This is a genomic window from Oerskovia jenensis (assembly GCF_016907235.1).
In the GTDB taxonomy this organism is placed as follows: domain Bacteria; phylum Actinomycetota; class Actinomycetes; order Actinomycetales; family Cellulomonadaceae; genus Oerskovia; species Oerskovia jenensis.
The window spans coordinates 1,739,412-1,753,461 of record NZ_JAFBBO010000001.1; the positions used below are offsets into that span (position 1 = coordinate 1,739,412).

The 14,050-nt window shown below is 73.0% G+C and carries 16 protein-coding genes and 1 pseudogene; 9 read left to right on the top strand and 8 right to left on the bottom strand.

The window, feature by feature from the left end:
* Window positions 1-103: 103 nt before the first annotated feature.
* Window positions 104-724: pseudogene (tmk, locus tag JOD49_RS07820) on the bottom strand (dTMP kinase); the annotation flags it as partial.
* A gap of 67 nt (window positions 725-791) precedes the next feature.
* On the opposite strand from tmk, the gene JOD49_RS07825 reads away from it, so the two are divergent.
* Window positions 792-1,523: an HAD-IA family hydrolase gene (locus JOD49_RS07825; RefSeq protein ID WP_205306671.1), complete on the top strand. Its 732-nt coding sequence runs from the start codon at window positions 792-794 to the stop codon at window positions 1,521-1,523.
* Window positions 1,524-1,530: 7 nt separating this feature from the next.
* Here the strand turns inward: JOD49_RS07825 and JOD49_RS07830 are convergent, their stop codons facing one another.
* Window positions 1,531-1,944: a hypothetical protein gene (locus JOD49_RS07830; RefSeq protein WP_205306672.1), complete on the bottom strand. Its 414-nt coding sequence runs from the start codon at window positions 1,942-1,944 to the stop codon at window positions 1,531-1,533.
* A gap of 97 nt (window positions 1,945-2,041) precedes the next feature.
* Window positions 2,042-3,139, bottom strand: coding sequence for an FUSC family protein (locus JOD49_RS20025; RefSeq protein ID WP_239525165.1), 1,098 nt, complete (start codon window positions 3,137-3,139; stop codon window positions 2,042-2,044).
* A gap of 66 nt (window positions 3,140-3,205) precedes the next feature.
* Here JOD49_RS20025 and JOD49_RS20030 point away from each other — a divergent pair, with 66 nt between their 5' ends.
* Window positions 3,206-3,667, top strand: a complete 462-nt coding sequence (locus JOD49_RS20030; protein ID WP_307822441.1) for a GNAT family N-acetyltransferase — start codon at window positions 3,206-3,208, stop codon at window positions 3,665-3,667.
* 14 nt (window positions 3,668-3,681) lie between these two features.
* On the opposite strand, the gene JOD49_RS07845 is transcribed toward JOD49_RS20030, so the two are convergent.
* Window positions 3,682-4,218, bottom strand: a complete 537-nt coding sequence (locus JOD49_RS07845) for a MarR family winged helix-turn-helix transcriptional regulator (RefSeq protein WP_205306675.1) — start codon at window positions 4,216-4,218, stop codon at window positions 3,682-3,684.
* 89 nt (window positions 4,219-4,307) lie between these two features.
* Between JOD49_RS07845 and JOD49_RS07850 the strand changes: the two genes are divergently transcribed.
* Window positions 4,308-4,532, top strand: a complete 225-nt coding sequence (locus JOD49_RS07850; protein WP_205306676.1) for a hypothetical protein — start codon at window positions 4,308-4,310, stop codon at window positions 4,530-4,532.
* Here JOD49_RS07850 and JOD49_RS07855 read toward each other — a convergent pair.
* Window positions 4,519-5,001, bottom strand: coding sequence for a MarR family winged helix-turn-helix transcriptional regulator (locus JOD49_RS07855; RefSeq protein ID WP_205306677.1), 483 nt, complete (start codon window positions 4,999-5,001; stop codon window positions 4,519-4,521). The genes JOD49_RS07850 and JOD49_RS07855 overlap by 14 nt on opposite strands.
* Window positions 5,002-5,502: 501 nt before the next feature.
* Here JOD49_RS07855 and JOD49_RS07860 point away from each other — a divergent pair.
* From JOD49_RS07860 to JOD49_RS07885, 6 genes are all read left to right on the top strand, one after another.
* Entirely contained in the window at window positions 5,503-5,790 is a 288-nt protein-coding gene (locus JOD49_RS07860; RefSeq protein WP_205306678.1) for a hypothetical protein, read from the top strand.
* Window positions 5,791-5,942: 152 nt separating this feature from the next.
* The gene (locus JOD49_RS07865; protein ID WP_205306679.1) at window positions 5,943-6,608 is read left to right on the top strand and encodes a hypothetical protein; all 666 of its coding nucleotides are present in this window, start codon (window positions 5,943-5,945) and stop codon (window positions 6,606-6,608) included.
* A 34-nt stretch (window positions 6,609-6,642) separates the two neighbouring features.
* Window positions 6,643-7,050 carry a hypothetical protein gene (locus tag JOD49_RS07870; RefSeq protein WP_205306680.1) on the top strand — a complete coding sequence of 136 codons (408 nt, stop codon included), beginning with the start codon at window positions 6,643-6,645 and terminating at the stop codon, window positions 7,048-7,050.
* The gene (locus tag JOD49_RS07875; protein WP_205306681.1) at window positions 7,051-8,082 is read left to right on the top strand and encodes a peptidoglycan-binding domain-containing protein; all 1,032 of its coding nucleotides are present in this window, start codon (window positions 7,051-7,053) and stop codon (window positions 8,080-8,082) included.
* Window positions 8,079-8,846 carry an ABC transporter ATP-binding protein gene (locus tag JOD49_RS07880; RefSeq protein WP_239525166.1) on the top strand — a complete coding sequence of 256 codons (768 nt, stop codon included), beginning with the start codon at window positions 8,079-8,081 and terminating at the stop codon, window positions 8,844-8,846. Before JOD49_RS07875 ends, JOD49_RS07880 begins: the two co-directional genes overlap by 4 nt.
* Entirely contained in the window at window positions 8,843-9,910 is a 1,068-nt protein-coding gene (locus JOD49_RS07885) for an ABC transporter permease family protein (protein WP_205306682.1), read from the top strand. Before JOD49_RS07880 ends, JOD49_RS07885 begins: the two co-directional genes overlap by 4 nt.
* A gap of 25 nt (window positions 9,911-9,935) precedes the next feature.
* On the opposite strand, the gene JOD49_RS07890 is transcribed toward JOD49_RS07885, so the two are convergent.
* The 3 genes from JOD49_RS07890 to JOD49_RS07900 form a co-directional block, all read right to left on the bottom strand.
* Window positions 9,936-11,027, bottom strand: a complete 1,092-nt coding sequence (locus JOD49_RS07890) for a Gfo/Idh/MocA family protein (protein WP_205306683.1) — start codon at window positions 11,025-11,027, stop codon at window positions 9,936-9,938.
* A gap of 193 nt (window positions 11,028-11,220) precedes the next feature.
* Complete coding sequence (locus JOD49_RS07895) at window positions 11,221-12,255, bottom strand: Gfo/Idh/MocA family protein (protein ID WP_205306684.1); 1,035 nt, start codon at window positions 12,253-12,255, stop codon at window positions 11,221-11,223.
* A 65-nt stretch (window positions 12,256-12,320) separates the two neighbouring features.
* Window positions 12,321-13,952 carry an Ig-like domain-containing protein gene (locus JOD49_RS07900; RefSeq protein ID WP_205306685.1) on the bottom strand — a complete coding sequence of 544 codons (1,632 nt, stop codon included), beginning with the start codon at window positions 13,950-13,952 and terminating at the stop codon, window positions 12,321-12,323.
* Window positions 13,953-14,050: the final 98 nt, after the last annotated feature.

A 14,050-nucleotide genomic window follows, 5' to 3' on the forward strand; every position in this document is an offset into this window, starting at 1 on the left:
GGAGCTCCGCAAGGCCGGGGGTGTAGCCGATCGCGGAGTCGGTGTCGTCGAAGCCGTCGTCGGGCAGCGCCTCGACCGTGTCCTCGGCCTCCTCGACCACGGGCGTGAGCTCGAGCCGGGCCGCGAGGTCCACCCGGATCTGGGCCTGGATGTCCTCGATCGACGCGGTCGCGTCGATCACGACCCACCGCTCGGGGTCCGCCGCAGCGCGGGACAGGAACGCCTCGCGCGTGCGGCGGTGGAAGTCGATCCCCGCTCGCTCCAGCCGGTCCGGCGTGCCCAGGAGCCGCTCGGCGGCGACGGCAGGGTCGAGGTCCAGCAGGACGGTCACGTGCGGCATGAGTCCCTGGACGGCCCACAACGAGATGAGCTCGACCTCGTCGACTCCCAGCTCGCGGCCACCCGCCTGGTAGGCGACCGACGAGTCGAGGTAGCGGTCCGTGACGACCACGGCGCCGCGTTCGAGCGCGGGCCGCACGAGGTGCGCGACGTGGTGCGCGCGGTCCGCCGCATAGATGAGGGCCTCGGTGCGGGCGTCCATGTCCCGGCCGTGCAGCACCGCCTGGCGCAGCTCGACGCCCAGCTCGGTGCCCCCGGGCTCGCGGGTCAGCACGACCTCGCGACCGGTCAGCTCGCCCAACCACTCCCCGAGGAGTCGGGACTGGGTGGACTTGCCGACGGCGTCGCCGCCCTCGAACGAGATGAAGTAACCGGGTGTGCTCACGCGCCCACGATAGTCGGGCCACCCGACACGCGACGGGCCGCCGGACCCGGCCGGTAGCCTCGGTGGCATGTCCGTCCTCCCCGCACCCGGCCCCGACCTCCCCGACTCCCCTGCGCTCCCGACCCCGGGCGTCGCGTTCGCGGGGCGCACGTTCGACGCGATCCTGTTCGACATGGACGGCACCCTGATCGACTCCGTGCCCGCGGTCGACCGGAACTGGCGCCGGTGGGCCCACGAGTACGGCCTGGCGGACGCGGACACCTTCCAGATCGAGCACGGCACCCCGGCCAGGACGTTCATCGCGCGACTCCTGCCGGCCGACCTGGTCGAGGAGGCGTACCACCGCATCCACGACCTCGAGCTCCACGACACCGAGGGCGTGCGCATCCTCCCGGGCACGGTCGACGCGTTCGCGTCGCTCCCCGCGACCCGTCAGGCGATCGTCACGTCGTGCACGCGCCCGCTCGCCGCGGCGCGCATCGGGGCGTCGGGCCTCGTGCCGCCCGCGGTCGTCGTCACGGCCGACGACGTCACGCACGGCAAGCCCGACCCGGACCCGTTCCTGCTGGGCGCCGAGCGGCTCGGCGTCGACCCGTCGCGCTGCCTCGTGGTCGAGGACGCGCCCGCCGGGGTCGCCGCGGGCCGGGCGGCGGGGTGCGCCGTGCTCGTCGTCGAGGGCACGCACACGCTCGCCCAGCTCGCCCAGGCCGCCGTGGCTCCCGACGCCGGGGCGAGCGGGCTCGACCAGGTGCGCTTCGCCGTCGGGCAGGACGGGTCGATCAGCGTGACCGACGCCTGACGCGCGCTCAGGGCGCCCCAGGGGCCTCGGGCGGCACCTCTTCGACGGCCACGCAGTGGATCTCCAGCGCGCGCCCGTCCCAGTCCCACCCGAGGCGGATCGCGACGGGATCGTCCGAAGGGATCGCGACGACGAGCGAGACCTCGGTCCCGCCGGGCGCGAGCTGCGCCCGGTCGGCAACGGTGCGCGCGGGGGCATCTGCGACGTACTCGAGCCTGCGGACCCCCACGCACCGGAGCGAGACGAGCGACGGCACGTCGAGGTCGTCCCGCAGGACGTCCTTCGACTGCCACACGTGGTCGAACGTCAGCCGGACGCTGTAGCCGAACTCCTCGACGCGGATATCGTCGAGGGGACACTCCTGGAAGCCGTGCCACCGCGCGAGGATCTCCTGCACGGCGACGGAGGGGGACTCACTCAAGGAACGACCTCCTGATCATGGGCGCCCCGGCGGGCGTCGCGGCCCAGGCTAGCCGCGCGGCCTCTCGCCGCGCCCGGTCCGCAGGGCTGCGCGTGCGCTACTCCCCGGCGAGCGCCGCCGCCCCTCGCGTGATCGCCAGCACGGTCGCCCCCGCGACGAAGTAGTCCTCGTCCGAGGCGCTGCGCACGTCCCGCACCGCCCGTCGCAGCCGCTCGGTCGTCTCGCGGACCTGGTCGAGCGCCTCGGGGTCCGCGAGCGCCCCGGCCGTGGACCGCACGGCCGTCGCGTAGGCCCGCAGCGCGTCGCGCGTCAGGGGGCGCAACGGCTCCCCGAACGCGAGGTCGTCACGGTCCTGCGTCTCCCAGGCCGTGATGAGCCGGGTCAGGTCGCCGACGACCGATGACGTGAGCGAGAGCGCGTCCGCCTGAGCACGTTGGGCACGGGTCGCGTCCTCGTACCGGCGGGCGCGGCGGTTCGCCCGTGCGGCCTCGCGGGCCTGCTCGGCCGAGCGCTGCGACCGATGGAGCACGGGGTCCAGCAGCATGCGCCGCTCGTCCCACTCCTCGGGCGAGGGCGCCGCGTCCAGGTCCAGGCCGTCCGCCAGGTGCTCGAGCTGGTCGGCGAGGGCGGTCCGCAGGCGGTCGAGGGCCACGTCGGAGGCGGCGAGCGGGAGGGGCGGGAAGAGCAGGTTGATCCCGATCCCGATGAGCGCCCCGACCACCACGAGCCCCACGTACGCGCCCATGTACCCGACCTTGTCCGCGTTCCCGATGATCAGGACGAACAGCGCCGAGGTCACGGCCCACGAGCCCATGTCGCCCAGCAGCCCCCACCCGGCGACCAGGATCGCCACCGCGACGACGAGCGCGATCGACAGCGCGCTGGGGGCGAGCACGAGGTCCGCCCCCCGCGCCACGAGCGCCCCGACGACGATCGCGGCCGCCGCCTGGAACGACTCCCGGACCGAGCGCGCCACCGTGCTCGTGGTCGCGACGACAGCACCGAGCGGTGCGTAGTAGGGGTAGTCGGAGAAGGGCTCGGGCAGGACGATCCCGACGACCCACGCGACCGCAGCGGCCACGGCGCCGCGCAGGGCCATGGCCCACCGGGGGTGCAGGTGCCACTGCCGGAGCGCGCCGGCGGCCAGGCCGCGCGCTCGGGCCGTTCGTGGGTGGGAGACGCTGGGGGAACTCATCGCGCCACCCTAGGCACGGCTGGGACACGCCCGCAGAGGCGGGCCCCGGGTGGGTACGGTGTCGCCGTGACGACGACCTGGCGGGTGCGCCCCGTCCTCCTCGACGACGAGCCCGAGTGGCTCGACCTGTACGCGGGCTACCGCGCGTTCTACGAGCTGCCCGCGGACGCGGCGCGGGACCGCCTGGTCTGGTCCTGGCTGCACGACGGCGCCTCGGGGGTCCGCGGGCTGGTCGCCACGGACGGGGACCGCCTCGGCGGGATCGCGGTGCTGCGCACGTTCGAGCGCCCGCTCGACGGGTCGCACGGCTGCTGGCTCGACGACCTGTTCGTCGCCGACGACGCTCGTGGTGCCGGGGTCGGGCGTCTGCTCCTCGGGGCCGTGGGGGTGCACGCCGGGGACCAGGGGGCGAGCGTCGTGCGGTGGATCACGGACCCGGCGAACGCGACCGCGCGGCGGCTCTACGACTCGGTCGCGACCGCGACCCCGTGGGTCACGTACGACATGTCCCCCGGCACGGGGGCCTGATCCCCCGCGCGCGGCTAGATGACGCCGGCGCTCAGTGCGGCCGAGACGACCTTCGAGGCCGCGGCGTGGACCTCCATGAGCTCGTCGGGCGTGAGGCCCGTCGCGGCCGTGATGGCGGGCGGGACCTCCTCGGCCCGGGCGCGCAGGTCGCGTCCTGCCCGGGTGAGCGTCACGTCGACGACGCGGCCGTCCTGCTCGTTGCGCGACCGCGTGAGGTACCCGGTGGCCTCGAGCCGACGGACGAGCGGGGACAGGGTCGCGGGGTCGAGGTGCAGCCGGTCCGCGAGGGACGTGGCGGTGGTCCGCTCTCCCGCTGCGGCGTCCTGCCAGAGCGCGAGCATCACGAGGTACTGCGGGTGGGTCAGGCGCAACGGTTCGAGCAACGGCTTGTACATCGCGACCATGGCGCGGGCACCTGCCGACAGCGCGAAACAGACCTGGGACTCGAGCGCGAGCGGGTCGGTACCGGACGACGAGTGCTGCGAGGCCGCAGCGGCGGCCGCCACGGGTCCTCGCCCGGACGGCGCAGCTCTCTCGATCGAGGTGGTCATGTGGCCATCGTAGCCAGGGTGGGCATATGCTTGGTACACCAATCATTGGTGCACCATGCAATTGCACCGTTTCTCGTGAGGAGAGGCGCATGGCCGACAAGCAGCGTCGACGCCCCCTGGGCCTGCGCATGACCGAGACGTTCCTGCCGATCTTCGGACCCGCCCAGGTGGGCAAGCAGGGCTCGTCCGGGCGCGGCGTATCCGCCGCCGAGGTCGAGCGCGACCGCGAGCTCAGGACGCGCTTCGAGTACGTGACCGGTCCCGACGGGCGCAGCTACGTCGTCGAGCACTCCGACGAGGTCACACCCCGCTGACCGCGCCGGTGGCCCCCGCAGCCCGGACGGCGGCGACCACCTTGCCCGCCACCGCGACGACCTGGGCCACGTCGTCGGGCGACAGCCCTGCCGCGGCAGCGATGGCGCCCGGCACCCCCGCCGCCTCCGCACGCAGCTCCTGCCCGCGGAGAGTGAGGCCGACCTCCACGACCCTCGCGTCCGTCGGCGAACGCACCCGCGTGACGTAGCCGACGGCCTCGAGCCGCTTGAGCGCCGGGGAGAGCGTCCCGGGGTCGATCAGGAGGCGATCGGCGAGGCCCGTGACCGTCGCACGCCCGCCGGCCCCCGCGCCCTGCCACAACGCGACCAGGACGAGGAACTGCGGGTGGGTGATCCCGAGCGGCTCGAGGAAGGGTCGATACAAGGACACCAGTCCGCGCGCCGCCGCGGAGAGCACGAAGCACGCCTGTGCGTCGAGGTCGAGAGGGTCGTCGCCCGGTAGGTTCACAACCGGAAACGATAGCGCAATACGCCGCGCATTTCCTTGGGACCCCAAGAATTGGCTTCCCAATTAATTCTCGCCACATCGGGAACACTCTCAGGAAACCCACAGGCACGGATCCATATTTCCCAGCAGTTCCCCAGGACGCCGCCCTACGCTCATTGCAACGCAACGTCGCAGAACGGGCAGGGGGCCTCGCGGTGCAGCACTCATCCACACTTTCGCAGCACGACGAGGACGTCGTCAGATCCGCAGGATTCCGCGGAGAATCGACGGTCTGCCCTGTCGCCCACCACAGCCTGTCCCGCGCCGCGACCCTCCGCCTCCCGGCGCGACGGAAGGATTCGGAAGCCCGGCCGCGAACCTCGCAGGAAATCTACCAGCCGGTAGTTGTTGTTTTCATCATCTCGATTCCTGAGACATCTCTTGCGGACACTTCTCCTTGCCTCATAACCTCCTCGGGACGGACCATTCGGTTCGCCTCTTCACAAATCACATGGGGGATTCATGAAGCAGGGAGCAAAGCGTTCCATCGGAACGACCGTCGCAGTGTCCGCGCTCACGATCGGACTCGCCTTGTCGGCGAGCCCCGCATCCGCGGCCGGGTACTACACGCTGCACGCCGCCTCGGACTACTCGCAGGCGACCACCACCACCACGAACGGCTGGCAGGGGCGTTCCTACGCCCAGCACGGCAACCTCTCGGCACTCTCGAGCTGGTACACGGCAAGCTCGTACGCGTTCGCCGACTCCGGCTGGTCGTCGAGCTACTACGCAGCCGTTCAGTTCCGCTGATCGTCCTCCAAGGGTGGGGGTGCGGACGCGCACCCCCACCCTTGGCATGTCCGGAGCCGCACGACCCCGCGCACCGCGCGCCCCGAGCACGTCCCGTCCGGCGACCGCCGCTCGACACCACCCCAGCACCTCCCGCCGCCCGAGGAGTCCCCATGCCCGACACCAGACCACCCCGGCTGCGCGCCCTGACCCTGGGCCTCGGCGCCCTGGTGCTCACGACGCTCGCCCTGACCGCCTGCTCGTCCACCGACGGACCCGGCGAGGGCGAGAGCCCCGTCGCCGGACAGAAGATCGCCTCGAGCCTCACCGCCCTGTTCGAGCAGCGGCTCGAGGAACCGGACCTCTCCGACTTCGAGCGCGAGGTCTTCGAGCGCGCGGTCGAGACCGGTGAGATCTCCGCCGTCGACTACGAGGAGGCGTTCAACCGCTACCAGGCCTGCATGCTCGACCTCGGCTATCAGGACACCTGGACCAAGGGACCGGACGGTCTCTTCCAGATCACTCCCCCGGCATCGATCACCCAGGACCCCAAGGCTGCCGAGGAGTACATGGAGCGCGGCTCGGACTGTGCCGACGGGACCGTCATGCGGATCGAAGCCACCTACGGGCAGCAGCAGAACAACGCCGACCTGCTCGCCGATCCCCGCGAGGTCGCGGTCCAGTGCCTGCAGACGCTGGGCGCGGTGCCCGCCGACTACAGCCCCGAGGACCTCGAGACCGAGCTCCAGGGGGACCTCCAGAAGGCCTCCTTCGACGCCAAGGACCCCGAGGCGAACCAGTGCCTGCGCGGTGCCGGCTTCGCCATCGCCCTCCAGTGAGACACCACCCCTCCCCTCGAAAGGACGCTGAATCATGAACGCACAGCGCGTGATCCTCCCCCTCGCCCTCGGCTGCGCCCTCCTCCTGTCCGCCTGCACGGCCGCGCCCGCACCCGACGCACCCGACGCGATCACCACCTCCGACGCCGGGACCGCTCCAGGCGCCGACGCCGGGACGACCACGGGCGGCCAGCAGAAGGGTGGCAGCGACGAACCCGCTGCGGGAACCCCCGACGAGGCGACCCAGAAGTACCTGGACTGCCTGATCGACAACGGTGTCGACGCCATCATCGACGGCAGCGGTCGCATCGCCTACGGTGCCGCCGAGAAGGGCGGCTCCATCAAGACCGGCGGGGACACCACCTCGCCCGAGTCCGCCGCGCAGACCACCTGCCAGGAGCAGGTGCCCGAGTACGTCGCACCGAACGACGACGAGAAGTAGATGCGTACCTTCCGCACCGGCTCCGCCGTCGCCCTGGGAGGTGTGACCGTCGCCGCCCTCGGCGTCGCCGCCGGCCTCGTCCTGGCCCCGCCCCGCGCCCCCGCCGAGCTCGCCGCGGCGTCCGCCGAGCAGACGGTCGCCACGTCGACCCAGCAGTTCGACGACAAGCGCACCGTGCCCGTGACCCTGCACGTCTCCGAGTCCACGATCCTCCGCACGGCCGCGACCGGCGTCGTGACCGAGGTGACGCTCGGAGCCGCGGGCGAGCTCACCTCCGGCACGGCCCCGTTCGACGTGAACAGCGAGCCCGTCATCGCGCTCCACACGAGCGTCCCGATCTACCGGGACCTCACCGCGGGAGACCGCGGCATCGACGTCACGGCGCTCCAGTCCGAGCTCGCCCGCCTGGGGTACACCGTCGACGCCAACGGCAGGTTCGGGCCCCGGACGACAGCCGCCGTCAAGGCGTTGCAGAAGCGCGAGGGCATGTCCAAGCCCAGCGGCTCGGTCGCCCTGGCACAGATCGTGTGGCTGCCCGCGGCGACCGTGACGCCCGAGACCTGGACCGCGACCCTCGGCAGCGCGATCGACGAGACCGGCGAGCTGGGTACCGTGCCGGCCGCACTCACGGCCGTCTCCGTGGCGAGCCCGCCCGCGGGCCTCGTGCCGGGCGAGCGGGTGCTCGAGCTGCTCGGCCAGACCACGACCCTCGACGCCAACAACGCGAGCACCGACCCCGCGTTCCTCGCCGCGGTCATGGCCTCGGCCGAGTACCGGTCGATCCGCCAGTCCGACACCCCGGACGAGGCGACCGCGTCCATCGCCCTGACGACCCCCTTGACCACGATCAGGGTCCCGCCCGCCGCGGTCTTCGCCGTCGAGGGGGCTCAGGCCTGCATCCAGGTCGACGGCACCGCCGTCCCCGTGACCATCGTCGGCTCCGGGCTGGGCGCGAGCCTCGTCACGCTCGAGGGCGAACCGCCCACCGAGGTCGACCTCGGCAGCGCGATCACCGCGAGCGCGTGCCGATGACCCGCCGAGCGCGCCTCGACGCGAAGCAGAACGGCCCGGCGCTCGTCCCGACCGGCGCCTCGGAGGTCCGGGCCGAAGGACTGGGGCACCGGTTCGCCGGGACCCAGATGCTGTTCGAGGACCTCAGCTTCACCATCGGGCCTGGGGAGGTGGTCGGGGTGTGCGGGCCGTCGGGCTGCGGGAAGTCGACCCTGCTCTCCATCCTCGCCGGGTGGGAGACCCCGACGACCGGGACCTTGACCACGGCCGGCATCGCCCGGACGGGCTGGGTCTTCCAGAACCCGTACGGGGTGCCACGTCGTTCGGCCCTGGACCATGTCGCCTTCCCGTTGCTGACCCAGGGCGCGTCGCGGGCGCAGGCACAGGAGGAGGCCCTGCGGGTCATGCGCCTGTTCAACCTCGAGGCCACGGCCGACCGGCCGTTCGCCGCACTCTCCGGTGGGGAGGCCCAGCGCCTGATGCTGGCTCGCGCGGTGTGCACGGCCCCGGACCTCCTGCTGGTCGACGAGCCGACGGCACAGCTCGACATCCACACGGCGGCGACCGTCAACGAGACGCTGGGCCACATCGCGGAGGCGGGCTCGATCGTCGTCATCGCCACGCACGACCCGGACACCCGGGCCGCGTGCACCCGTGTCATCGACATGCTGGACCTCGCACGCCATCACCCGCCCGGGCGCCCGACGGACGACCAGGCAGGCTCGTCGGCACCCCGCCGGTCCCCTGCCCGACCCCCGTCCCAGCTCGAGGAGAGCAGCACATGAGGCTCGCGACCATCCTGTCCGAGTCGGGCCGGAACGTCGCCACCGGGACGTCCCACGCGGTGGGGCTCGCTCTGGGGCTCGCGATCGCCTGCGGTCTCCTGAGCGGCGTCGACGCGGTGACGGTCATCGGCCTGGAGCAGGACGCCACCGCCTACCAGGCGTCCGCCGCCCACGTCCGCACGGTGTCCGCCCCGGCCGCCGTCGACCCCGACGCGTGCGCCGCGCTCACGGACTCCTCGTCCGTCCAGGCGGCGGGGGCGCTCGTGCCGACCGAGCCCCTGATCCCGTCGGCGACACCGGCGAACCCGCTGCAGGCGTTCTCCGTGACCACCTCGCTCGGCCGGGTGCTCGGCGTCGACGCCACGCACCCGGAGGGGGTCTGGGTGTCGGAGACCCTCGCGCAGACCCTTGGCCTGTCCGTGGGGGGAACGCTCGGAACGAGCGACGGTCCGCTCGTCGTGGCGGGGACGTTTCCCTGGCCCCAGGACGGGCGGGACAGCCGGCTCGCCCTGGCGGTCCTCGTGCCGACCACGGTCGACCAGCGCTACGACGAGTGCTGGGCTGCCGGGTGGCCCACGACCGGTGCGGTCGACGACCTCCTGCGCACGGTCGTCGACGTCGAGCCGCAGAGCACGGAGGCCGTGACCGTCGGGCAGGTCAACACGTCGCTCGGCAAGAGCTTCGACGCGCACCAGTCCTTCGAGGAGCGACCCACCCGATTCGCGCCCTGGGGCTGCGCGGGCGTGGGCTTCGTCCTGGGGTACTGGGGGCTGCGCCGTCGTCGCCTCGAGCACGCCGGGGCGCGCCATGCGGGACAGAGCCGGTCGGCACAGCTCGCGACGGCGTCGCTCGAGACCGCGGTCTGGGCGGGCGCGGGGGCGATCGTCGGGGGTTCGGCACTGCTGGTCCTGGTGACGCTGTCCGGCGCCCACGATCAGGCGGCCGTGTTCAGGCTCGCGGCCCAGGGAGTGGCGCTCGGCGCGCTCGGAGCCCTGCTCGGGGCGACGGTCGCGGTCTCGCTCGTGCGGGAGCGTCACCTGTTCCGCTACTTCAAGGACAGGTGACGCCCCGCCCGTCGCCGGACCGGGACTACTCGCCCGGGTAGACCACCCCGGTCTGGCGGCGGACCTCGTCCATGGTCCGCATGACGTCGAGCGTGTCCTGCCAGGTCATGCGCGGGCTCTGCGTCAGCCCGGCGTCGAGGCACCGGGCGACCTCGGCCGCCTGGTACTGCTTGCCCTCGCCCCGGAAGCCGTCGTAGCGCCACTGCGCGCCGTCGTGCCGGATCACGCGGAACGACGTCGGGGCGTAGAACGTGCCCTCGATCTCGATGCGCCCCGCGGTCCCCGAGATCGAGGCGACGTTGGGCGTCTGCGACCACAGGGTCGTCGACAGCGTGGCCATGGCCCGGCCGTAGCCGAGGGTGATGCCGAGCTGGCCGTCGACGCCCGTCTCCGTGAGCGCGCCGACCGCCGTGACCGACGACGGCGCCCCCAGCACGTCGTGCGCGAACGACACGGGGTACACGCCCAGGTCGAGCAGCGCTCCCCCCGCGAGATCGGGGGCGTAGAGCCGGTGCTCGGGGTCGAACGGGAAGAACTGGCCGTGGTCGGCGCTCACGGTGACGATCTCACCGATCTCACCGCGTGCGATGACCGCGCGCAGCGCCGCGACGTGCGGCAGGAAGCGCGTCCACATGGCCTCCATGACGAACACGCCCGCGGCGCGTGCGGCGTCGAGGATCTCGCGCGCCTCGGCCTCGTTGCGCGTGAACGCCTTCTCGACCAGGACGTGCTTGCCCGCGGCGATGGCCAGCAGGGCGTGCTCGCGGTGGTGGGAGTGGGGTGTGGCGACGTAGACGACGTCGACCTGGGGGTCCTCGACGAGCTCGGTGTAGTCGGCGTGGGTCGTGTGGATGCCGTGCTCGGTCGCGAAGCGCTCGGCCCGGACGCGGTCGCGTGATCCCACGGCCACGACGCGCGCGCGGGTGTGGTCGCGTACGGCCTCGGCGAAGGACCCGGCGATGTTCCCGGCGCCGAGGATGCCCCAGCGGACGGTCGGTGCGGTCCGGGGATCGGGCACGACGCCGGAGATCACGTCGGGCAGGTCGGCGGCGGTCGCGACGAGGTCGGGCAGGGAGGCCGGCTCGGTCGGTGCCGCGGTGCGTGCGTCGTTGCTCATGGGTTCACGCTAACCCCGTGAGAGCGCACCCACGGGTCATTGCCCGAGGTGTGGTCGCGCGGCGACCAGGCCGTCAGGGACGAGCACGAGGTTGCGCGCGGTCGAACCCGGCGATCGAGGCCGTGACGACCGCCGGAACGGCGTCAACCCCGTTCTCGGCACGGGGAGGTCCACGGGGAGGTACCCGTGGAGGTCACTCGCCCGGGTAGACGACCCCCAGCTGCGCGCGGGCCGTGTCCATGACCCGCATCAGGTCGAGCGTGTCCTGCCACGTCATCCGCGGGCTCTCGGTCAGGCCCTCCGCGAGGCACCGAGCGACCTCGGCCGCCTCGTACTGCTTGGCCCCCGTTGCATACCCGTCGTACTCGCGCCGCGCCCCGTCGGCCCACACCACGCTGAACGTCGTGGGCACCATGAACCGGTCCACGACCTCGATCCGGCCCCCCGTGCCCGCGACCACGAGCGACGCCGCGGACTGCGCCAGGACCGACGAGGTCAGTGTCGCCGTCGCACGGTCCCCGTACCGCAGCACGACGGTCGACTGCGCGTCCACCCCGGTGGGAGCCTGCAGGCCGACGGCCGTGACGTCGTCGGGCCTGCCCAGGAGGTCCGTCGCGAACGCGAGCGGGTAGATCCCGATGTCCAGCAGCGCGCCGCCCGCGAGCTCGGGCGCGAAGAGCCGGTGCGACGGGTCGTACGCCGCGCGCGAGCCGTACGTCGCCGTGACCGACCGGACCTCGCCGATCTCCCCCTGGGCGATCAGCGCGCGGATCGCCGCGACGTGCGGCAGGTGCCGCGTCAGCATGGCCTCCATGACGAACACGCCCGCGGCCTGCGCCGCGGCCAGGACCTCGCGCGCCTCGCCCTCGTTGCGCGTGAACGCCTTCTCCATGAGGACCGGCTTGCCCGCCGCGATCGCCAGCAGCCCGTGGTCGCGGTGGTGCGAGTGCGGCGTCGCGACGTACACGACGTCGACGTCGGGGTCCGCGACGAGCGACGCGTACGACCCGTGCACGGTCGCCGACGGTGCGTGCCGCTGCGCGAAGTCACGTGCCCGGTGCTCGTCGCGCGATCCCACGGCCGCGACGTGCCCCTGCGTGAACGTCCGGACCTCGTCCGCGAACGTCCCGGCGATCTTCCCCGCCCCGAGGACGCCCCAGCGCACGGGCGGCGCGTCACCCGGATCGGGCACGGCGCCGAGCACGTTCACCACTGCGTGAGAGACCATGCGTCCACGCTACTGCGGCCCCGGGGTGGACCGGCCACCCCGGGGCCGCAGCCCGCGCGCCGCGATCAGGAGCTCGCCCCCCGGCGACGCAGCGCCACGAGCGTCACGCCCGTGCCGACCAGCAGCGCGGCCGCACCGGCAGCCAGGCCTACCGTCGCACCGGTCGTGGCGAGCGACCCGTGCGAGGCCTTCTTCGCCGCATGCTTGACCGGCGGCGCCTTGACCGGAGGGACCACTGCGGCCGGCGGCGTGGACGCGGGAGGCTCGGGCGCCGGAGGCGTCGTGGGCGGCGGGGCCGGCGGCTCGACGGGCGGCACGACCGGGGTCACGGGGTTGTCGAGCGCGACCTCGACCACGCCCTCCACGCCGACGGTGACCTGTGCTCCGCCCTCGACCGAGGTCACCCCCTCACCCGAGAACACGGGCTCGCCCCAGGTCACGCCGTCGATCGCGGCGGGCGAGACCTCGCTCAGCGTCACCACGGTCCCGGCCGCGAGGCCGGGGATCGTGACGGTCGCGCCGTCGGTCACCGTGAGGCTGCCCGACGTCGTCGCTCCGTTCCGGTCCGTCGTGTAGTCGACGGTGAACGCGGTGCCCGTCGGGACCGACGCCACACCCTCGCCCGTGACGTGCTTGGTCAGGCGGAGCTCGCCGTTGCCGTCACCGTTGCCGTCGCCGCCGGCGGCCGCGTACTCGAGCACCTGCTGGTCGTCCCAGCCCGTGCTGCCCTGGACCTTGTTCGCGAACGTGTCCCCGTCCTGGACTCCCGTCGGCAGCGTCATCCGGTACGTGAAGATGTACATGCGCGAGCCGTCCGTGACGGGGTCGACGAATGCCAGGTCGAACGACGATCCTGCCGCGTTGGGCGTGTAGACGTAGCCGGTCCCCGGGCTGAGGCGTACCGCGCTCGCGCCGTAGTCACCGTCGTTCCAGTCGGCCAGGGGGACGTACGCGACGACGAGCGAGTCGTCGCGCATGGTCAGTCGCGGGTCGTACGTGTCGGTCACGACCACGGGGCCACCGGCCGAGGCGGCCAGGAACTCGCTCGGCACGTAGACCTCCCAGACGGCGGTCCTGCCGTCCGTGCTGACCCAGCCGCCCTTGGCGGGCTGCTCCGGGGCGGACCAGCCGCTGCCCGGGACCACGCCGCCGCCCGGCACGGGGACCTCGATCACCATCTCGTTGCCCGTGGTGAACGTGAACGTGCCGCCCTCGCCCACGCTGCTGACCTGCGCGTAGAAGAACAGCGTGCCGTGGACGTTGGTCGCGGTCTCGACGTACGGACTGAGCGTGCACGCGAATCCCTCCTGGGTCACGTCGCACGTCCCGACGACCGCTCCGGCGGGCGTCTTGAGGTCGAACGTCTGCGCGAAGCCCGTCACGCGAGGCGACTGCGGGAACGCCAGGGTGAACGTGTCCCCCGCGTGCGACCCGTCGGGCACGGCCCACGTGGCCTCGATCCGCAGCGACTGCCACAGGTGGACCTCGTCGAGGGGCTGGGTGATCGTGACCGTCTTGATGGCGTCGAGCTCGGCGGCGGACGCCGTGCGGGGCATCGCGACGACGCCCACGAGCACGAGCAGCGCTGCGAGCGCCGTCGACAGCAGGCGCCACGCGAGCGTGGGGGGCCTCGCCGTGAGAGGCAGTGCCAGCACCGCCGCGTGCCGGGGGGATCCGGCCTGAGTGTGGTTCGTCATGATGGGCTCCTCGGGTCGTGCCCGGCGGGCAGGGGGGTCGAGCCGTCGGGTCGCACGGGCGGGTGGTCCGTGGTACCGGTGAAGACCTCCCCTGTCCG

Excerpts from the sequence above, each read along its gene's own strand:
- JOD49_RS07825 (WP_205306671.1), top strand. The coding sequence starts at position 792 with ATGTCCGTCCTCCCCGCACCCGGCCCCGACCTCCCCGACTCCCCTGCG.
- JOD49_RS20025 (WP_239525165.1), bottom strand. The coding sequence starts at position 3,139 with ATGAGTTCCCCCAGCGTCTCCCACCCACGAACGGCCCGAGCGCGCGGC.
- JOD49_RS07845 (WP_205306675.1), bottom strand. The coding sequence starts at position 4,218 with ATGACCACCTCGATCGAGAGAGCTGCGCCGTCCGGGCGAGGACCCGTG.
- JOD49_RS07850 (WP_205306676.1), top strand. The coding sequence starts at position 4,308 with ATGGCCGACAAGCAGCGTCGACGCCCCCTGGGCCTGCGCATGACCGAG.
- JOD49_RS07860 (WP_205306678.1), top strand. The coding sequence starts at position 5,503 with ATGAAGCAGGGAGCAAAGCGTTCCATCGGAACGACCGTCGCAGTGTCC.
- JOD49_RS07865 (WP_205306679.1), top strand. The coding sequence starts at position 5,943 with ATGCCCGACACCAGACCACCCCGGCTGCGCGCCCTGACCCTGGGCCTC.
- JOD49_RS07870 (WP_205306680.1), top strand. The coding sequence starts at position 6,643 with ATGAACGCACAGCGCGTGATCCTCCCCCTCGCCCTCGGCTGCGCCCTC.
- JOD49_RS07875 (WP_205306681.1), top strand. The coding sequence starts at position 7,051 with ATGCGTACCTTCCGCACCGGCTCCGCCGTCGCCCTGGGAGGTGTGACC.
- JOD49_RS07880 (WP_239525166.1), top strand. The coding sequence starts at position 8,079 with ATGACCCGCCGAGCGCGCCTCGACGCGAAGCAGAACGGCCCGGCGCTC.
- JOD49_RS07885 (WP_205306682.1), top strand. The coding sequence starts at position 8,843 with ATGAGGCTCGCGACCATCCTGTCCGAGTCGGGCCGGAACGTCGCCACC.
- JOD49_RS07890 (WP_205306683.1), bottom strand. The coding sequence starts at position 11,027 with ATGAGCAACGACGCACGCACCGCGGCACCGACCGAGCCGGCCTCCCTG.
- JOD49_RS07895 (WP_205306684.1), bottom strand. The coding sequence starts at position 12,255 with ATGGTCTCTCACGCAGTGGTGAACGTGCTCGGCGCCGTGCCCGATCCG.
- JOD49_RS07900 (WP_205306685.1), bottom strand. The coding sequence starts at position 13,952 with ATGACGAACCACACTCAGGCCGGATCCCCCCGGCACGCGGCGGTGCTG.